Origin of the sequence: Rhizobium sp. T1470 (assembly GCF_042140505.1) — a bacterium.
Taxonomy (GTDB): Bacteria; Pseudomonadota; Alphaproteobacteria; order Rhizobiales; family Rhizobiaceae; genus Rhizobium; species Rhizobium favelukesii.
This window is the reverse complement of the sequence record NZ_CP148091.1, coordinates 2,660,824-2,678,596: the sequence shown is the minus strand read 5'-3', so window position 1 is coordinate 2,678,596 and position 17,773 is coordinate 2,660,824. Positions and strand designations below refer to the sequence as shown.

The following is a 17,773-nucleotide window of genomic DNA, read 5'->3' as shown; positions in this document are numbered from 1 at the left end:
GTGTGCAATCGGGTTTTCGTTGCTGGGGGCAGCAGCGCCGAGACGCTCCAAGGGAGGGCGCATGATCCGCGCCGCACTGTATGGCAAGATTTGCCGTCGTACTGCTTCTTTCGCTCGTGGCCGCAGGCCAAACTCACGCAGCTTCCATTACCAACACCGACAGCGCGGCTGTTGTGATCGTCCTGACTGAGGGCGGCAACAAGATGCAGCTCGTGCTCGATCCCGGCGCATCGGAGACGTTCTGCCCGTCGGGCTGCTTCATCACCGCGCCTGACGGCGACCGGATCGGTCTAAATGGCGGAGAAACGATCGACATCATCAAGGGATCGGCCGTCGTAAAGTGAACGACGTTTCTCTCTGATCGCAATTTCTGTCCACGGATTTTCGGTCAAAGGCCTTTTGCGGCTTGCCTATTTGCATGCAGTCGCGGCAAGCTTTTCCCATGTCGTAAACAGGCATTTGGCAAGCCCGACGTCGCTGCATAGTTCGCAAAGGCGATTTCCGTCGGCGGCATTCGTCGGACAGGTTAATAGAACAGAGGGTAATTCTCCATGAAGACACATACGCGCGCAGTGGTCATCGGCGGCGGCGTCGTTGGCGTTTCGACGCTTTATCACCTTGCCAAAAAGGGCTGGGACGATGTCGTCCTGATCGAACGCAAGGAACTGACCTCCGGTTCGACGTGGCATGCCGCCGGCCTGCTGCCTCTGTTCAACATGAGCTATTCGGTCGGCCAGATCCACAAGTACTCCGTTCGATTCTATCAGGAGCTTCAGCAGGAAACGGGCATGAATGTCGGTTTCAGCCAAGTCTCCAACATCCGCCTGGCGCGCACCAAGGATCGCTGGGACGAATACATGTACTATGCCGGCATCGCCGAAACGATCGGCGTCAAGGTCAACGTGCTGACGCCGGAGCAGGTCAAGGAAATCTGGCCGCTCTGTGAGACGGACGGCCTTCTCGGCGCGATCCAGCATCCGGACGATGGCTATATCCAGCCGGCCGACCTGACGCAGGCGCTCGCCAAGGGTGCCCGCGACCGCGGCGCCACGATCTACCGCAACACCACGGTCACAGCGATCGAGCAGCAGCCCGACGGTCTCTGGAAGGTGACGACAGACAAGGGCGAGATCACCGCCGAGCATATCGTCAGCTGTACCGGCAACTTCGCCCGTAAAACCGGCGAGATGGTCGGCATCAACATCCCCGTGATCCCCGTCGAACACCAGTACATCGTCACCGAGCCGCATCCGGCTATCCTCGAGCGAAAGGCCAAGGGATTGCCGGAGATGGGCGTGCTGCGCGAATCCGACAGCGCCTGGTACATGCGCGAAGAGAATGGTGGCCTCATTCTCGGCCCTTATGAGCACGGCGCACCGGTCTGTTATGTCAACGGTCCGTCGGACGAGAGCGAATACGAACTCTTCCAGGAAGAGCTCGATCGCCTGATGCCGCATATCGAGACTGCTATCACCCGTGTTCCGGCATTCGGCGAAGTCGGCATCAAGAAAGTCTACAACGGCGCCATCGCCTATACGCCTGATGGTAACCCGATCGTTGGTCCCGCGCCGGGCCTCAGCAATTTCTGGCTCAACGAGGGGCACTCCTTCGGCATCACCGCAGCCGGCGGCGCCGGTTGGCAGTTGGCGGAATGGATCGTCGACGGCGAGCCGACTGTCGACATGATGGGCGTCGATCCCCGTCGTTTCGGCCCTTACGCAACCGAAGGATATCTCATCGCCAAGAACGAAGAGGCCTACGCGAACGTCTTCACCATGCACTATCCAGACGAAGAGCGGGAGGCTGCGCGCCCTCTGAAGACAACGCCGGTTTACGAGCGTCTGAAGAAGCTGGGCGCCGTCTTCGGTTCTGTCTACGGCTGGGAGCGTGCCAATTGGTTTGCCCCCGAGGATTACGATCTGCCGAAGGACCAGCTCGGCGTCGGCGCAGATGTCCTCACCAACCATAACCACTCATCGCCTGAAGAAGACGGCCGCATCCTCGAAAGGTGGTCCTTCCGTCGCTCGAACTATTTCGAGCATGTCGGCAACGAAGTCACGAACGTAAGCAAGAATGTCGGCGTGCTTGACATGTCGGCCTTCGCGAAGATGGAGGTCTCCGGCCCTGGTGCGCGCGCCTGGCTCGAATCGATCTTTGCAAACGCCATCCCGAAGAAGCGCGGCCGCATTGCTCTTTGCCACATGCTGACAGTCCACGGCGGCGTACGAGCCGAGTTCACGGTCTACGAATGGGCGCCAAACCGCTTCTATCTCGTCTCCGCAGGCGCCTACGAGGCGCACGACCACGATTACCTGCGCAAGCTGGCGCCGAAGGACGGTTCCGTTCGCCTTCAGCAGATCACCCAGCGGCTCGGCGTGCTTGTGCTGGCCGGCCCGAAGTCACGTGACCTCCTCAAGAAACTCACACGCACGAGCCTTGAGAACAAGGACTTCCCGTGGCTTTCCGGCAAAGAGATCTCGATTGGCGTTGCGAGTGCTCATGCGCTGCGCGTCAATTTCGTCGGCGAGCTTGGCTGGGAGTTACATCACCCGATCGAGATGCAGAACTACATCTTCGATCAGTTGATGGAAGCGGGCGCCGAATTCGGTATCAAGCCCTTCGGTATTCGCGCGATGCTGTCGATGTCGGTCGAAAAGTCCTACCGCCTCATCCCGCGCGAGATGTCGATCGAGTACAACGCCTATGAATCGGCGCTTGATCGCTTCATCAAGCCGGAGAAGGAATTCCTCGGCCGCGACGGGCTGCTGGCCTATAAGGACAAGGGCCTGAAGTGGAACTTCGCGACCCTCGTTGTCGAGACCGGCAACGATGTCGATGCCCGCGGTTCGGAGGCCATCTACAACGAGGCTGGCGAGCTTGTCGGGCGTGCGACAAACGGCACGTTCGGCTACCGCATCAACCGCTCGCTTGCGCTGGCGATGCTGCGGCCCGACTACGCCAAGGAGGGTACCAAGCTCAAGATCAAGATCCTCGGGACGACGTATAACGCCACTGTCGTTGGCGAGAGCCCCTTCGATCCAGACAATGCGGCGCTGCGCGCATAGTCTTTTAAGCATGTTTTGAAGAATGTCAGGGCGGCCCTCGTGGCCGCCTTTTTGTTGGTTAGAGAACACGGCCGATTAATACTTATTCAAACCCGGTATTGTACCGATTTGAACCGGGGACAGGAGTTTCATCAAAAGGTTTGGAAATGGCGTTTTTGGGTATTTCGGGAATGCAATATTCCGGAGGCATGTTTGCTGATGCGCGCATTATTCTGGCGGAGGATTCGAACGTATTTACGTCGATGATCGGCAAGCGGCTGAAGGAGCTCTTCGATATCAATGTGGAAATCTGCCGGAGTTTCGAAGAGCTGCAGCTGTCCTACGACAAGTCGACCGACCCGATCACGCTCGCCATCTCCAACATCAACCTGCCAGGCGCGGAGAACGGCGAGGCTCTGGAGTATCTGGTCGACCTCAGCATCCCAACCATCGTCTTTACCGGCACCTTCCAGGAAGGCATGCGCGACAAGCTGATGGCCAAGGACATTGTCGACTACATCCTCAAGGACAATGTCTTCGCGGTCGACCTGCTTGCGGAATCGATCTGCCGATTCCTCACCAATCATCGTCACCACGTTCTGATCGTCGACGACAGCCCGACGGCACGCGCCCTGCTGTCAAGCCGTCTCAAACGCTACAATTTCCGGGTCAGTACAGCCGACAGCGGCGCCAAGGCTCTCGAGATCCTCAAGGCGAACCGTGACATCGGTTTGATGATCACCGACTACAACATGCCCGACATTGACGGATTCGAGCTGACCCGGCGCATCCGCGCCAGCATCGGCTCCCATGAACTCCGCATCATCGGGGTGTCGTCATCGTCGAACCGGCTGCTGTCGGCGCGCTTCCTCAAGGCTGGCGGCAACGACTTCATGCTGCGACCATTTATCGACGAGGAGTTCTATTGCCGCGTCAACCAGAATCTGGACACGCTGCTGCAAATCCAGTCGATGCGCAAGGAGCGTGCCGTTGCCTGACGCGCTGCCTCCGCCCGACGATGGTAGGCGGAGGCGCTCTCACGCGCTTGAGATCGAGATTTCTGCAATTTCCGGTATTGCCAAGTTTCGATATCTTCTCAGGCGTGTTTGTGTGAGTTATCTTCACATAAGCCGAGAAGATGATCGATTCGGACCGCTGCGGCTTTCTGGGGGATAGGAGTGAATGGCTGTCCGGGAGGATCTCCATCGGGATGGGTCCGGGCCACGCTTTGGCGGCCAGCGGTTACTCCTGGTTGAAGATTCCCGGATGTTCTCCGCCGTTTTGTGCCACCGGCTTCATGCCGAACTGGGGCTGAACGTCAAACCGTGCTCCTCCCTCAAAATGCTCGAAGAGACGATCGCCCAGTCGCCGACTGATTACAGCATGGCGATCGTCGACCTCAATCTGCCGGACGCCCCCTATGGCGAGGCGCTCGACTGCACCATAAAGGCTGCTGTTCCAACCATTGTCTTCACCGCCACGTTCGACCTCGATACGCGCAACCGCATCATGGAGCGCAATGTCATCGATTATGTGCTGAAGGACAACGAGTTCGCGCTCGACAACGTTGTTGCCAGCGTCAGACGGGTATTGTCGAATCGGAAGACGCGGGTTCTCGTGGTCGACGATGTCGCTTCCGCGCGCCAGGTCCTTGTCGGGCTGCTCGAGGCGCAGCAATATATGGTAGTTGAAGCCGCATCCGGACTGGAAGCCTTCGCCGCGCTTGAGGCCTACGACGATATCGAGGTTGTCGTCACGGATCATCAAATGCCCGACATCAGCGGTTACGAATTGACGCGGCGGATACGGCGGCGCTTTGGCTCTGACAGGCTGCGGATCATCGGGGTCTCATCCTCGAGCGATCGCATGCTTTCTGCGAGCTTTCTGAAGGCCGGCGCATCCGATTTTCTCTACAGGCCGTTCGTCGCCGAAGAACTGCAATGCCGGATCGCCAACAACGTCGAGACCTTGATACAGTTGAAGCAGCTTCGCGCGGCTGCAGCATGCGACTATCTGACGGGGCTCTACAATCGCCGCTATTTCTACGACCTTGGACCGAAGCTGGTGAATGACTGCCTGCGTCACAAGGCTGCGAGCGCCGTTGCGATCCTCGACATCGATCACTTCAAGCGGCTGAACGATACCTATGGGCATGAAATCGGCGATGAAGTCTTGAAGGCGGTCGCCGGCAGGCTGGCGGCGATCTTCGAGGGGAGCGATCGTCTGCTTTCGCGCCTCGGCGGCGAAGAGTTTGCGATCCTGTTCCCGATGATGGACTCGATTGCCGCGACCAAGCTGTGCGACGAGATACGGTCGGACATCTCACGCCTGAAGGTGATGGCGGATGACGAAGAGCTTTCCGTCACCGTGTCGATCGGCGTTGCCGAAATTTCCGACCACGAAACCTTCGACAACTACCTGAACGCCGCGGACCAGTTTCTCTATATGGCCAAGCACAAGGGTCGCAATCAGGTCTATTCCGACGCGCGTATGACGGAGGAGGCGGCTCAATAGCCGCTTTGCCATTGTCAGGCTGCGATGGCCTGGCGTGCCGTTGCCATCGTCATCTTGCGCTCGGCTCGCTCCTGCTGCGGCGAACGGTGGTAGAGTTCGCGATAACACTTAGAAAAATGCGAGGCAGAGACGAAGCCGCATGCGACCGCCACTTCGACCACCGGCATGGACGATTGCACCAGCAGATGGCGGGCGCGATCCAGCCTTATTTCCAGATAGTAGCGGGCCGGCGAGCGCCCCATTTCCTGGCGGAAGAGCCGTTCGATCTGCCGGCGCGACAGATCGACGCCATCGGCGATCTCCAGAAGCGAGAGCGGTTCGGAAAGGTTGCCCTCCATCAGTTCGATGATGGAAAGAACCTTGGCATTCTGGACGCCGAGGCGCGCGCGCAGCGGCAGGCGCTGGCGATCGTTCGGGCTGCGCACGCGATCGGTCAGGTGCTGCTCGCAGACCCGGTTCACCAGCGTTTCGCCGAAATCCTGGCCGATCAAATTCAGCATCATGTCCAGCGAAGCAGTGCCGCCAGCACAGGTATAGAGATTGCTGTCCACTTCATAGAGATCGGCGTAGACCTCGGCCTGCGGAAAAGCTTCGGAGAAGCCAGGCAGGTTTTCCCAATGGATCGCACAGCGCTTGCCATTCAGCAGCCCCGCCTGGGCGAGGATATGTGCGCCCGTACAGAGGCTCCCGACGGCGACGCCGCGATTGTAGGATTCGCGCAGCCAAGCGCTGACGGACTTGTTATTGAAGTCTTCGACATCGATGCCGGAACAGACCAGCACCATGCTCGGGCGATGCTCGCCACCGAGGTTGCGGCGCTCGTCGGCAAGCGACGTATTTGCCTCGATACCGATGCCGCAGGAAGAATAGACCTTTTGCCCGTCAACCGAGGTCAGCCGCCACGTATAGGCCTGGTAGCCGAGCATACGGTTGGCGATGCGCAGCGTATCGATTGCCGCTGAAAAAGGCAGCATCGTAAACTGCGGAACCATGAAGAAGACAAGAGAGCGTTGTTGCTTATGCGACATCTTATTCATGAGACAAATCCGTGCTCGAGGTCGAATGCACTATTCGTTGCTTGGAATACGTCGTTTCGATATCCTGAAAGCGACATTCTCATGGATATATGCGGCCGCAAAGAGCAAATTTGCGACATTGCTGAAATTGACGAAGGTCAAATGACGATCGCTGCCTTCAAAAGTTCAAAAAAGGGCGATTGCCAAAAATATATGTCACGGAAATTCAAGATTTAATATGGTGGCCGTCAAGACGGAGAAAGCGGCGCTGCACAAATGCGAGGCGCCGCTTTCACACGGGGAGGAATGTCGGATTCATTACATAACCTTGCGCTCATCCGCGTCATCCGCCGACGGCCAGCCAATGTCCTTGCGCATGTCGAAAGGCATGGATTCGATTTCGCGGGCGGCCTGCCACTGATGCCATGCACGAACCAGTTTGCGGGCGTAGTCGGCAATATGCAGATGGGCTTCGCTTGAAGGCGTCTTGGTGTGCGTAATCGTCGTCATGGCCTATTCCTTTCCTCGGCGGAGGACGCTTGTTTCATGCCTAGAATATGGGTGTTTCCATCCCATCAAACAAACGAATAGATTTTATGGATATCATCAGTGTTTTTGAATGATGGCGGGCAGCTGGGCGCTCGGTCCAAACATCGATTGTCTGAGGAGAGCCAACCTATTGGCACCGTGTTTGGCGTGCATGCAGAGGGAACGTAACCAACGGATCCGAGATGTTTGCTCGCTGCATTCTGGAGTTCCGGTTTCAATGAAAGCGCGCCTTAATGTTCGTGTGCTAGTATCAGGACCATAAAAAGGGCTCCTGAGTATGAAATACGCGCGCTTCCGACTGCTTCTCCTCCTCTTCGTTCTTCCTCTTTTCGCTGCGCTCTCGATCTATACTGGGCTCTTCGCAGTCCTGGAGTTTGCCACCGAAAGGAGCGATAAAATCGCAGCCGAGCGTCAAACGCATCTTGCAGAGACGCTCGTTTCGAAAATGCAGGCGGCGGTAGCCCACGACCAGGAGAGTGCGACTGTCTGGGACGATGCGGTTCGCAACGTCAGCGACGGCAATGCGGACTGGATGGAGATGAACCTCGGCAAGTGGATGTTCACCTACTTTCAGCACGATCGCGCTTATGTGATCGCTCCGGATGGTCGCGCAGTATATGTTTTTGCTTCGGACGAGGCGAATTCGGCGAAAGCCTACCAAGAGGTCCGGGATGTCGTGTCGCCGTTGGCGGACCGGCTGCGCGCAAGGCTCGTTGACGGTGACGATACCGGGATTTCTGACCAAGTCTTGAGTATTGGGGAAAGTGATCTCTCAACCGTCAACAGCCACCCGGCAATTGTCAGCGTGAAGCCGATCGTCTCCGACACCGGGAACATCAAGCAGAGCCCTTCGGAGATATATTTCCATGTTGCCATTCGTTATCTCGATGGCAGCTTCCTGACGGGGGTGTCGAGCGAATATCAGTTTGATGACCTCACCTTTGCCTGGACCAAGTCGCCGCAAGTCAAACGGTCTTTCGCGGCAATTGGAAGTGCTGATGGCAAAGAATTCGGATACTTCTCCTGGCGTCCCTTTGAACCCGGGGAAGCTGTCGCCAAGTCAGTTCGCCCGGCTTTAAGCGCTGTCGGAGTGTCCGTGTTCGTCGCGCTGGCAGGAATGGGGGCGATGATTGGTGCGAGAAACCGGAAGTTACGGCAGAGCAGGGCCGAGCTTGAACATCTCGCTCGGCACGACACCCTCACTGGACTGGCCAACCGGGCGCAGTTTGCTGAGCATTTGGCTACAGTGATCTCGGGGTCTGCCGCGACCCAGTCGAACGCGGTCCTGTTCATGGATCTTGATCGTTTCAAGCAGGTGAATGATACATTGGTATAGCGCGACGATCAGGATGAGACGCCGCATTGCCTCGCCAAAAATGCTCCTTGATTATTGGCCGTTGCCTCATCTGATTTGCTCCCAGCATTTGTGGGTGCGGAGCAAATCAGATGAGGCACATCAGCGTGACGACCAAGAAAGAATTGATTGCAGCTTTAGCAAAGCGCTACCTCCAAGGCAGCCGAGAGGAAAAATCGCGCATTCTCGATCAGTTCGTTGCGATCAGCGGCATGCACCGGAAACATGCGATGCGGTTACTCCGCGGCACACATAATCAAGTCGCGTCTCGACCACGTCCTCGGATCTATGACGAAGCCGCCCGCCAAGCGCTTATCGTGTTGTGGGAGTCGTCCGACCGTGTTTGTGGAAAGCGGCTAAAGGCGCTGCTCCCGACGCTGGTCATCTCCATGGAGCGGCACGGACACCTCAACCTGGATGACCGGGTTCGGGCTCTGTTATTGCAGATGAGCGCCGCGACGATTGATCGCGCTCTGAAAGACATTCGCGAAACAGCGGGCGGCCGGCGACGCCGGCATTCGGTGGCTTCGTCTGCGTTAAGGCGTAGCGTCCCCGTCCGGACATTCTCTGACTGGGATGATCCCGCGCCTGGGTTTGTTGAAGCAGATCTTGTCTCCCACTCCGGCCCCGTTGCGCGGGGCAGCTTCGTCCAAACGCTAGTCCTCACCGATATTGCCAGTGGCTGGACGGAATGTGCGCCTCTGCTTGTGCGTGAGCAGAAGCTTCTGACGGAAGTGTTGAGTGAGTTGCGGCGTCTGATGCCGTTTCCGCTGCTCGGCTTCGATACGGACAATGACAGCGTGTTCATCAACGAAACGATCAGGGATTACTGCCTTGATTCCAATATCGAGTTCACGCGTTGCCGTCCCTACCGCAAGAATGATCAGGCTTTCGTCGAGCAGAAGAATGGGTCGATCGTTCGCCGCATTGTTGGTTATCATCGCTATGAGGGGGTCGAGGCCGCTGCGACCCTGGCCGATCTATACCGATCGGTGCGCTTGTTCATAAACTTCTTTCAGCCATCCTTTAAGCTGCGGGAGAAGCGTCGCGATGGCGCGGTGGTCAAAAAGATCTATCATCCTCCTGCGACACCCTATCAGAGGCTCTTGGCAGATCCGAGAACACCGACCGAAGTCCGAAATCGGCTATCGCACATCGGCGATCAGTTGGATCCTGTGAAACTATTGCGCGATATTCGAACAGCGCAGCAGCGTCTTGTCGAGGTTGCCAGCAATGCCTCGCTGTCAACAGCCACGCCGGATATCGAAACGTTCTTGCAGAACCTGCGCCACGCCTGGACGGAAGGCGAAGTCCGTCCGACGGCCAAAGCGAAACCAAAACTGCGCCGAGAGCGACGTAGACCAGACCCGCTCATCCGCGTGACCGACGATCTCCGCTCTTGGTTTGAGGAGGAACCTTGGCGGACAGGCCGCGAGTTGCTCGAGCGGCTTCAAGAGCGTTATCCGAATGAGTACCCCGACGGACTCCTGCGAACAGTGCAACGGCGCGTCAAAGAGTGGCGTCGAAATAAAGCCCATGCCATGATCTTCGGCGCAAATTCCGAAACAGCTCAACTCTCCGCGACTTGAACGCTCGCAGCAGAAAGGAGCAATCTTGTGAGGCAATGATCAAGTGCATCAGGAACATTCACAGGCGAGGCAATACGAGTCTCACCTTGTTTGTCGCCGCGCATACATTGGGGCATCCTGTTGGCGATCGGCTCCTCGTGCTCGTAGCCGACAGGTTGCGCGAGATTTTTGCGGACAGTATCGTTGGCAGGCTCGGAGGCGATGAGTTTACAGCGGTCATCACGGATGTCACGAACGATCAGATCTCGCAGTCGTGCAAGCGAGTCATCGAATCCATGCGGCGTCCATTCGAGATCAACGGAACGCCAATCAGCATCGGTGCGAGCATTGGTGTTGTGATTGGTATCGGACCTGATGTTGATCCATCCGACCTGACGCGGAAGGCTGACATCGCTCTCTATAATGCGAAGGCGGCGGGCAGGAACCGCTTTGCGATCTTTGGGCCCCACATGGACGACTTGGTCCAAGACCGCCGCGAACTTGAATGCGACCTGCGGCTGGCGGTCCAGAATCGCAGAGATCTAGAGGTGCATTTTCAGCCGGTCTACGCAGCCCCGAATGGAGCCTTGTTTGGCGCCGAGGCGCTCCTTCGATGGAAGCACCCCTCAAGAGGTCTTATCAGCCCGGAGGTGTTCATTCCTATTGCCGAAGAGTGCGGCGTCATCGCCCAACTTGGCGATCTTGTTCTTGAGGAGGCCTGCCTGGCGGCCCAGCGGTGGCCGGATCTCGAGATTGCGATCAACGCCTCACCCATCGAGCTTCGAAACGAGGCGTATGCGCTCAGGGTCACTGCGGCTTTGAACAATCATGGGATCGATCCGACACGGCTGGAGATCGAAATAACCGAGGGCACGCTTCTCGACAGCGTAGGGGAATGTCAACGGAATATCGAGGCACTTCGCTCCAAAGGCGTCCGCTTCGCGCTGGACGATTTTGGCACGGGCTTCTCCTCCTTCGGTCGCCTACAGTATATCGCAGTCGATCGTATCAAGATCGACAAGAGCTTCGTGGACGGCTTCGGCAGCGAAGAGGCTGACAACCGAGCTATCGTCGAGGCGATGATAAGGCTGGCAAGGGCCAAGGGGCTAAAGACAACTGCGGAAGGCGTGGAGACCGAAGAGCAGCGGGCAATCCTCAAAGAACTCGGTTGCGATCATCTGCAAGGGTTCGAAGCCTATGACCAAGGACGCATTCGACATGATGGTTGGGGCAAATGTCATTGATTTGCAGGTGAAGCGATAAGTTGACATGCGCGCCTGGAGAAGCACGCGGGCCAAACAGGGCGCCCATCCAGCGGCTCGTGGCGCAGAGCGCGATCGGCAACGGGTGCCAATTTCGCGGATGAGCGGCTCATCGGTCCCATTGCCAAGTTGAGTTCAAACCCTGAAAATTTCGGCTCCGCTGACCTGGAATGGGGCAGCTTCGAAACGAGTACGAGGCGTTCTCGAATGCGCCCGCAGTTGCTAGGGGCTTGCAATTGGTCCGGCCACGCCAGCTTCGAGACGAGACCCTTGCGATCCGATCACCATCCTGTTTCCGCGCCAATCGAAGCTCCCGGCCATCCAGCTCCTCATCCAGATGATTGGGAGCAGAGCATCGCGCGTGACCATTGCGACGAGCGACAGCGGGGACATGTACCAATTCTTGCGGGCTGCAAGAATAAGTTCTGGTGCGTAGGCGGCGCATAAAACCGCCAAGGCTGCTACGAAAAGACTGGTCCCGGAAATAAGCGCAGCGCTCATGCATAGAAATAGAGGCGGAACCACGCCAAGCAGTATTTCCGGCGCGAAAAAATGAGGGAAGGTGACGCGTCTCAACCGCGCCCAACGGCACTGTCTGGCCCATACGTCGCGGAAGGTTCTCCTTCCCAGGGGCTGCTCGAACGGCCCGGCGACGAGATGTACCTTAAGGCCCATGGTGTTCACAAGTTTTGTAGCGGCGGCGTCTTCTGCGATTTCAGCCGCAAGTGCTTGGATGCCGCCGTGGGAGTCGAGGGTTTTCTTGCGCCATAGCATGCTCTTGCCTTGCGCGAAGCCGAATCCAAGGGCCTCTCCCGCATATTGCCAACGCGCTTGATGCGTGTTGAGAAACGCGCATTCGACCTCCGCCCAAAATCCGTTCGGACGGGAACCAAGTGGCGTCGAGCAGACAAGTCCGCTATCAGGCCGCCATGCGGCCATCAGGCGTGCGAGATAGTCCGTGGGCATCAAGACGTTGGAATCGGCAAGAACCACCCACCCATGCGACGCCGCGTTCCAGCCCTTGACGCAATTGTTGAGTTTCGGATTTGCGCTGATGCGATCATCCCCGACGGAAATCATCGCCTTTGTCAGCGGTTTTTTTCGGAGCGACTCCTCAGCCAGGCAAACAACCGGATCGGTCTTGTCGGCAACGCAGAAGATGATTTCGTAATCGGGCCAGTCCAGGCTCAGTGCGCTTTCGAGCGTCTCTCGCGAAAACTGTTCCACGCCGCAAAGCGGTACCACGATTGAGACAGGCGGACGCGCGGGGACGCTTGGCGTTTCGTCTTGGCGCGATCGAATCCGCCATCCCGCGATCATAAGGCTGAGGGTATTGGCTGCCAGTAGGGTACCAGCGACGGCAATGATATACAGCATCAGTCATTCCAGCGGTGAACAGCGCCGGAATGAAAACGAGTCTCAGCGCCCGGTGCGTTAAGACATCACCGTCACATGACGCGATGATGACATCCGCCCGGCGGCGACATCTTAGCCCATGGGAAGGACTGTCCGACCAGGTGTCTGGCGCCTGCTGCGATGCCGACGCCGACTGGCCTAGCTCAATGTTTTCTCCTCAGAGCCCGCTGAATCTTCACAACCTCACCCTTCATCAAGATCAGAAAGTGCTTCCTGTCGAGGCGATTGGCGACCTCGCCATCCACCGTCACGTAGTCGGTTCTAGGGCTGGAGATGGCTTCATCGGCAACCCTGATCTGTTCAATGACGATGCAGGGATTTCCAGCGTCGCCCGTGCATTTGAACCGCCGCGTCTCCTGGTACTGTGACATCGCTACCCTCCTGGCTGAGGGCAAGCATCATCGTTTCCGAAGCCGCGATTTCAAGTTCTATTTTAGTTGATGCTGAATTATCCGAAGGGTGAATGTCGTGCGCGAGATGACGGGCAGAGCCCGGTGCTGGTTTGGACAGCGCCGGGCCAATGTGACTGCAGTTGAGGGACATGCAGTCCGTGCAACGACAACGGGTTGCGTTGCGAAGAAAGAACGCCGCTCAGCGTTGAATGTTCCGGGGCCACGGCCCATCGGGGTTGTCGACGATAGGCGGTCGTTTTGGCGCCATGAAACGAGCGGTTGGTGCGAGCTTGTCAGGTCTAGCGTCGCGCCTCGGCGGTGAACACGAGCGCCGACATCCGCCCTTCGATCGGACCTTTGCCAAAGATCTGTTCAAGGATCTCGGTTACCCGTGCCAGGACATCGACCTTCGGTTCGCGTGCTTCGATTTCCATGCGGAGCGGACTGCCCTTGCAGAAGGCGGTCGCCGCGTCCCTTGCCGAGGATGCGCGGGCAGTCTTTTCGACCTTTGCGAAGGTCGCCAACTGGAAGCCGGCACGCTCGAGTTCAGATAAGATTGCCTCGGCATCAAAGTAGCCGTGCGGTGTCCGCCGGAAGAAATCCGGCGGATCGTCTGGAAACAGTGCATCCGTCGCAGCCTTGACAGCCTTTGCGAAATCGTTGTTCTCGACGGCGTCCCAGGTGTTGAAGAGGAACGTCCCCTTCGGCCTCAGCACGCGCAGGATTTCGCGGTAGGCGCGGTGCTTGTCGGGAAAGAACATGACGCCGAACTGGCTTGTGACGGCGTCAAAGATCTGATCGGGGAAGGGCAGGCTCAACGCATCGGCCTGTCGCCATGCGACATGCCCCCCGGAATGTCTCAACGCGGCGACATCCAGCATGGCCTGGTTCAAATCGGTGGCGATGATTTCGGCGTGCGGAAGCGCCGACGATATCGCACGCGTCAGGGCGCCGGACCCGGCTGCGACTTCGAGAACGCGGTGCGGATGAAGCAACGCCAAGCGCTGCGCCAGATCGGCCGCATAAGGGTCAAACAGGATCGGCACCAGGTACCGATCATAGGCTGCAGGGATATCACCTTGGAAACACGCGTCATTCATCGCCATGGTCGTTCCGCTCCGTAGCCACCCGGAGCGTATATTAGAACCTTTTACCGCGTCTTTGAAGGCGCAAGGATATACGCTGCGTCCTCAGCAAGGGGGTGTCATACCCAAAGCTTGCAGACCGAGGTCATCGGCGAGATGTCTCGGCAGTCGCGCCAACTGGTCTCGCGTTCGATTGCGTGTCTGACGTGTGATCTGACGCGATCTGAATGCGTAGAAGATGTCGAAGATTGCGTTGAGAGTGCTCATCGCGGCCTCCTTTCATCAGTACCAGCCGCTACGATCGAAGGATATTGCCCGGTTGACTTTCAATCAAACAAAATGATATGGAATTCAAATTCAGAAAAATTGAAAGATGCGACGATGAGCATTCCCTTTCGCCGTCCCATTCCTTTGCTTGATAACGACGTGCTGCGCACGTTTGTTGCCATCGCAGAGACCGGCAATTTTTCCACGGCCGCCGAGGCTGTCTATCGGACACCATCGGCCGTCTCCATGCAGATCAAGAAGCTGGAGGAACAGCTCGGTGCCACGCTCTTCCTGCGGGATGCGCGGTCGGTCAGCCTGACCCAGCATGGCGAACTGCTGCTTTCCTATGCGCGAAACATGCTTGCTTTGTCGAACGAGGCGGTTTCACGATTCATTATGCCCGACCTCAGCGGCGTCGTGCGGCTTGGCGCGCCGGAGGATATAGGCGAACGACTGCTGCCGAGCATCCTGAAAAGCTTCGCCGAGAGTTTCCCGAGCATCATGGTCGATGTCACCATCGACATGAGCATCGGGCTCAAGAAGCGCATGGAAGAGCAGCGGCTGGACCTGGCACTGATCAATTGCGCGACGCGTCCCCTGCCGACGGATGGCGAGATCGTTTTTCGCGAGCGGCTGATATGGGCCGGCGCCAAGTGCGGTACGGCGCACCGCCGCGATCCGCTGCCGATCTCGATCTGGGAGGATGGCTGCATCTGGCGCTCCGAGGCACTGTCTCAACTTGAGCGCATGAAGCGCGGTTATCGTGTCGCTTTCCTCAGCGGCCACACGATGGCCCAGCGAGCGGCTGTGGTTTCCGACCTGGCGATCGCGCCGCTGCCGCGCTCCTATGTCACCGATGAGATGACAATCCTCGGCGTGCAGGAGGGGTTGCCTGAACTCGGCTCCTTCGACATCAGGCTTCTCACTGCGTCGCAGATGAATGGCCCGATGCGGGCAGTGGCCGAAAGCATCCGCTTTGCCTTTGCGGAAAAAGCCAAGGCCGTTGCTGCTTGACAAGTTTGCGGTGACCTCCTTTCTTCCTTCGGCGTTTTAACGCGCGCGGCGGCTGTCGCCGCGCCCTGGACGGTTGAGAAAGAGGATTTCGCAATGACCACAATGGCCAAAATCGGCTCCGCCCTCGCAATTCTGCTCGTGCTTTCCTCGTGTGGGAATACGATCCGCGGCATCGGTCGCGATACGGCAAATGCGGTGAACGCGACTCAGGATGCGGGCCGTTCGGTCGGGCGCGCGGCGACGCGGTAATACGCCATCAGATCACTGCCGGCGGGTAGGCCTTTTCCACCCCGCCGGAACGCAAAATGCCCGGTCCGCAACGCCACATAGGCCGGATGATGGCTTGATTTCGCGGCCTCCATGAGACGTATCTGCAGGAAGGCCGGCGCCGCCTCGCCAATCCGTTTCCCAAGATTCTCGAATTTCGGCGTGTTCACAAAGGGTGCGCTCGCCGCGTTGTTCAGGTGGCGGTAAAGACCATCGATGACGTTCTCGTCCTGTGCCGCATTTTCCATCAGCAGGACGACGTAGGATTTCGCCCGTTCGTCAAGGCTCGCAAGCTTTGATGCGATTGTGTCGCGGTCGGGAAACGGAACGGATGTCATCTTTGTTCTCCTCGTCTTGGCAGCGGCTTGGCGCGATTCGGGCAAGCAAGCAGTCGCCGCTTAGAGGAAACCCATACCGCCACAAGCAAGACGTTCACGATGCCGATCGATCGCGCGCGCGGTTGTGCGAGGATCTATCGAGAAGGCGCATCGGCAGGCGAGGGATTGCCTTGCTCACCTTAAAGCCCAGCCTTGACCTTCTGGGCGACATCGGCGGGAACCCATTTGGTCCACAGGGCGGCGTAATTCTGGAGGAAGTAGATCGTGGCGTCCTCGTTGCTCTCGTGGTTCTCATCCTGCCAGGCAAGCACTTCGTTGATCGTCGTGTTGTCCCAGGAGCGGAGCCAGGTAATCCATGGCCGGTCCGGCTCGCTCGGCGAAGGCTTTAGTCACGATCGTGTACGCCCGGGAGACGGGATAGGAATTCACTTGCGGCCGAGCGCAGCCGGGGACCGATGTGCATTTGTCCCATTCTGCCTTGTCATGAGCGACGCCGAAGCTCAGGCGCGTCATGTCGTATTTTCCGAGGATGGGCGTCGGGGCCCAGTAGTAGCCAAGCCAGCCGGCCTTTTTCTGGAATGCGTTTGCGATGGAATCATCGAGGTCCTGCGGGCTGCCGGTTTCGATAAGCTGAAACCCGTCCCTCTCGGCGCCCAGCGCACGGAACAGATTTGACGTGGAAATCTGGCAACTCCAGCCGACGGGACAACTATAGACCGCGCCCTGCGATGAATTGCCCGGCGCCGGGAACAGTTCGGGATGCTTGAGGGCATCCTCTACGCTGCGGATATCCGGGTTGGCATCGGCGATGAATTTCGGAATCCACCAGCCCTCGACAGCGCCCTCCGAGAGGATTTCAGCCGCCTGGATCAGCTTGCCTTCCTTGACCGCGCTATCGAGTTCGGTACGTACCGAGTTGATCCAGAACTCGGAAGCGATATCCGGCTCGCCTTTTCCGTTCATCGACAGGAAGGTCGGCATCGTGTCGCCCGGGACGATCCTAACCGAGCAGCCGTAACCCTTCTCGAGAATGAATTTATCGAAGTTGGCGGCAATGCCGGCCGAAGCCCATTTCATTTCAGCGACGGTAACGTTGCCGCATTCGGCAGCCTGCGCAGTCGCGGCGGCTGCACAAACTCCTGCGGCGAGCAGGATTGACGTGCGGAGAAGTCTCATCTTGCGTTCCCATTCTTGCTGCCGCGGCTACAACCTAGGCGTTCCCACCTTGCGGAGGTCCTCGTTTATCCGGGCTGTAGCTGTGGCGCTCGTCCTGGCACCTTGGAAAGGCAGCCTACGCGTTCGGCTGCGGAAATCAATTCTCTTCTGTGGTTGAGGCGTGAAGCATAAGCGCCTGATTTGAAATCGTTAATGCTAGTCTCATCAAAAGGTTACCGCGAGCGTTCGGAGATCGTGCTGGTATGCTTGCCAGCGACGCCACGATCGAGAAGAAAAGTCAGAAAATGCTGAAATTCACCTTTGCTTAAGGACTTGCTAACCCTCCGGTAACAATGTGGCGCTATCTGTTGTTGCGTAGCGGGGGACACCGCTGCTTCTCCGGATCAGGTATTGCGTCCCGGAGAACGTGAGCTTCGCCGTGTATGGGCGAACGCGCCAGCGTATTTCGGCAGGCCGCGCAACCCTCAACGGTTGACGCGGCCTTCGCATTTTCGACGCCTGCGATTGACCG

15 protein-coding genes and 3 pseudogenes are annotated in these 17,773 nt (G+C 58.0%); 10 read left to right on the top strand and 8 right to left on the bottom strand.

Annotated features, from left to right (window positions below):
• The first annotated feature begins 80 nt into the window (after window positions 1-80).
• From WGT02_RS13525 to WGT02_RS13510, 4 genes are all read left to right on the top strand, one after another.
• Complete coding sequence (locus WGT02_RS13525; RefSeq protein WP_024314076.1) at window positions 81-344, top strand: hypothetical protein; 264 nt, start codon at window positions 81-83, stop codon at window positions 342-344.
• 207 nt (window positions 345-551) lie between these two features.
• Complete coding sequence (locus WGT02_RS13520; protein ID WP_208250224.1) at window positions 552-3,065, top strand: FAD-dependent oxidoreductase; 2,514 nt, start codon at window positions 552-554, stop codon at window positions 3,063-3,065.
• Between the two features lie 146 nt (window positions 3,066-3,211).
• Window positions 3,212-4,042 (top strand): response regulator, encoded by an 831-nt coding sequence (locus WGT02_RS13515; protein ID WP_208250226.1) that lies wholly within the window; start codon window positions 3,212-3,214, stop codon window positions 4,040-4,042.
• Window positions 4,043-4,226: 184 nt separating this feature from the next.
• A complete protein-coding gene (locus WGT02_RS13510) occupies window positions 4,227-5,558 on the top strand; it encodes a diguanylate cyclase (protein WP_024314079.1) in 1,332 nt (443 codons plus the stop codon).
• A gap of 14 nt (window positions 5,559-5,572) precedes the next feature.
• On the opposite strand, the gene WGT02_RS13505 is transcribed toward WGT02_RS13510, so the two are convergent.
• Both WGT02_RS13505 and WGT02_RS13500 read right to left on the bottom strand, forming a co-directional pair.
• On the bottom strand, window positions 5,573-6,595 hold the full coding sequence (locus WGT02_RS13505) for a GlxA family transcriptional regulator (protein ID WP_024314080.1): 1,023 nt from the start codon (window positions 6,593-6,595) through the stop codon (window positions 5,573-5,575).
• 297 nt (window positions 6,596-6,892) lie between these two features.
• Window positions 6,893-7,084 (bottom strand): hypothetical protein, encoded by a 192-nt coding sequence (locus WGT02_RS13500; RefSeq protein ID WP_024314081.1) that lies wholly within the window; start codon window positions 7,082-7,084, stop codon window positions 6,893-6,895.
• Window positions 7,085-7,568: 484 nt separating this feature from the next.
• Here WGT02_RS13500 and WGT02_RS13495 point away from each other — a divergent pair, with 484 nt between their 5' ends.
• The 4 genes and pseudogenes from WGT02_RS13495 (at window position 7,569) to WGT02_RS13480 (ending at window position 11,289) form a co-directional block, all read left to right on the top strand.
• A complete protein-coding gene (locus WGT02_RS13495; protein ID WP_263622946.1) occupies window positions 7,569-8,459 on the top strand; it encodes a CHASE4 domain-containing protein in 891 nt (296 codons plus the stop codon).
• Window positions 8,460-8,569: 110 nt separating this feature from the next.
• Window positions 8,570-10,066: a DDE-type integrase/transposase/recombinase gene (locus tag WGT02_RS13490; protein ID WP_208245018.1), complete on the top strand. Its 1,497-nt coding sequence runs from the start codon at window positions 8,570-8,572 to the stop codon at window positions 10,064-10,066.
• Between the two features lie 35 nt (window positions 10,067-10,101).
• Window positions 10,102-10,440, top strand: a pseudogene (locus tag WGT02_RS13485) (diguanylate cyclase domain-containing protein); the annotation flags it as partial.
• Window positions 10,441-10,515: 75 nt separating this feature from the next.
• Window positions 10,516-11,289, top strand: coding sequence for a bifunctional diguanylate cyclase/phosphodiesterase (locus WGT02_RS13480; RefSeq protein WP_225039824.1), 774 nt, complete (start codon window positions 10,516-10,518; stop codon window positions 11,287-11,289).
• A gap of 240 nt (window positions 11,290-11,529) precedes the next feature.
• Here WGT02_RS13480 and WGT02_RS13475 read toward each other — a convergent pair whose 3' ends face one another.
• The 4 genes from WGT02_RS13475 to WGT02_RS13460 form a co-directional block, all read right to left on the bottom strand.
• A complete protein-coding gene (locus WGT02_RS13475) occupies window positions 11,530-12,684 on the bottom strand; it encodes a glycosyltransferase (protein ID WP_208250228.1) in 1,155 nt (384 codons plus the stop codon).
• 182 nt (window positions 12,685-12,866) lie between these two features.
• Window positions 12,867-13,094: a hypothetical protein gene (locus WGT02_RS13470; protein ID WP_024312928.1), complete on the bottom strand. Its 228-nt coding sequence runs from the start codon at window positions 13,092-13,094 to the stop codon at window positions 12,867-12,869.
• Between the two features lie 320 nt (window positions 13,095-13,414).
• Window positions 13,415-14,221 (bottom strand): class I SAM-dependent methyltransferase, encoded by an 807-nt coding sequence (locus tag WGT02_RS13465; protein ID WP_024312927.1) that lies wholly within the window; start codon window positions 14,219-14,221, stop codon window positions 13,415-13,417.
• 84 nt (window positions 14,222-14,305) lie between these two features.
• A complete protein-coding gene (locus WGT02_RS13460; protein WP_176703570.1) occupies window positions 14,306-14,467 on the bottom strand; it encodes a hypothetical protein in 162 nt (53 codons plus the stop codon).
• Between the two features lie 72 nt (window positions 14,468-14,539).
• Between WGT02_RS13460 and WGT02_RS13455 the strand changes: the two genes are divergently transcribed.
• Both WGT02_RS13455 and WGT02_RS13450 read left to right on the top strand, forming a co-directional pair.
• Entirely contained in the window at window positions 14,540-15,481 is a 942-nt protein-coding gene (locus tag WGT02_RS13455; protein ID WP_024312926.1) for a LysR family transcriptional regulator, read from the top strand.
• A gap of 93 nt (window positions 15,482-15,574) precedes the next feature.
• On the top strand, window positions 15,575-15,730 hold the full coding sequence (locus WGT02_RS13450) for an entericidin A/B family lipoprotein (RefSeq protein WP_007788385.1): 156 nt from the start codon (window positions 15,575-15,577) through the stop codon (window positions 15,728-15,730).
• A 7-nt stretch (window positions 15,731-15,737) separates the two neighbouring features.
• Here the strand turns inward: WGT02_RS13450 and WGT02_RS13445 are convergent.
• A pseudogene (locus WGT02_RS13445) lies at window positions 15,738-16,086 on the bottom strand (hypothetical protein).
• A gap of 179 nt (window positions 16,087-16,265) precedes the next feature.
• Window positions 16,266-17,262: pseudogene (locus tag WGT02_RS13440) on the bottom strand (glycine betaine ABC transporter substrate-binding protein).
• Between the last annotated feature and the right edge of the window lie 511 nt (window positions 17,263-17,773).

What these genes read in the sequence shown, in the direction of transcription:
- WGT02_RS13525 (WP_024314076.1), top strand. Translation starts at nt 81, where the DNA reads ATGGCAAGATTTGCCGTCGTACTGCTTCTTTCGCTCGTGGCCGCAGGC.
- WGT02_RS13520 (WP_208250224.1), top strand. Translation starts at nt 552, where the DNA reads ATGAAGACACATACGCGCGCAGTGGTCATCGGCGGCGGCGTCGTTGGC.
- WGT02_RS13515 (WP_208250226.1), top strand. Translation starts at nt 3,212, where the DNA reads ATGGCGTTTTTGGGTATTTCGGGAATGCAATATTCCGGAGGCATGTTT.
- WGT02_RS13510 (WP_024314079.1), top strand. Translation starts at nt 4,227, where the DNA reads ATGGCTGTCCGGGAGGATCTCCATCGGGATGGGTCCGGGCCACGCTTT.
- WGT02_RS13505 (WP_024314080.1), bottom strand. Translation starts at nt 6,595, where the DNA reads ATGAATAAGATGTCGCATAAGCAACAACGCTCTCTTGTCTTCTTCATG.
- WGT02_RS13500 (WP_024314081.1), bottom strand. Translation starts at nt 7,084, where the DNA reads ATGACGACGATTACGCACACCAAGACGCCTTCAAGCGAAGCCCATCTG.
- WGT02_RS13495 (WP_263622946.1), top strand. Translation starts at nt 7,569, where the DNA reads ATGCAGGCGGCGGTAGCCCACGACCAGGAGAGTGCGACTGTCTGGGAC.
- WGT02_RS13490 (WP_208245018.1), top strand. Translation starts at nt 8,570, where the DNA reads ATGAGGCACATCAGCGTGACGACCAAGAAAGAATTGATTGCAGCTTTA.
- WGT02_RS13480 (WP_225039824.1), top strand. Translation starts at nt 10,516, where the DNA reads ATGGACGACTTGGTCCAAGACCGCCGCGAACTTGAATGCGACCTGCGG.
- WGT02_RS13475 (WP_208250228.1), bottom strand. Translation starts at nt 12,684, where the DNA reads ATGCTGTATATCATTGCCGTCGCTGGTACCCTACTGGCAGCCAATACC.
- WGT02_RS13470 (WP_024312928.1), bottom strand. Translation starts at nt 13,094, where the DNA reads ATGTCACAGTACCAGGAGACGCGGCGGTTCAAATGCACGGGCGACGCT.
- WGT02_RS13465 (WP_024312927.1), bottom strand. Translation starts at nt 14,221, where the DNA reads ATGGCGATGAATGACGCGTGTTTCCAAGGTGATATCCCTGCAGCCTAT.
- WGT02_RS13460 (WP_176703570.1), bottom strand. Translation starts at nt 14,467, where the DNA reads ATGAGCACTCTCAACGCAATCTTCGACATCTTCTACGCATTCAGATCG.
- WGT02_RS13455 (WP_024312926.1), top strand. Translation starts at nt 14,540, where the DNA reads ATGATATGGAATTCAAATTCAGAAAAATTGAAAGATGCGACGATGAGC.
- WGT02_RS13450 (WP_007788385.1), top strand. Translation starts at nt 15,575, where the DNA reads ATGACCACAATGGCCAAAATCGGCTCCGCCCTCGCAATTCTGCTCGTG.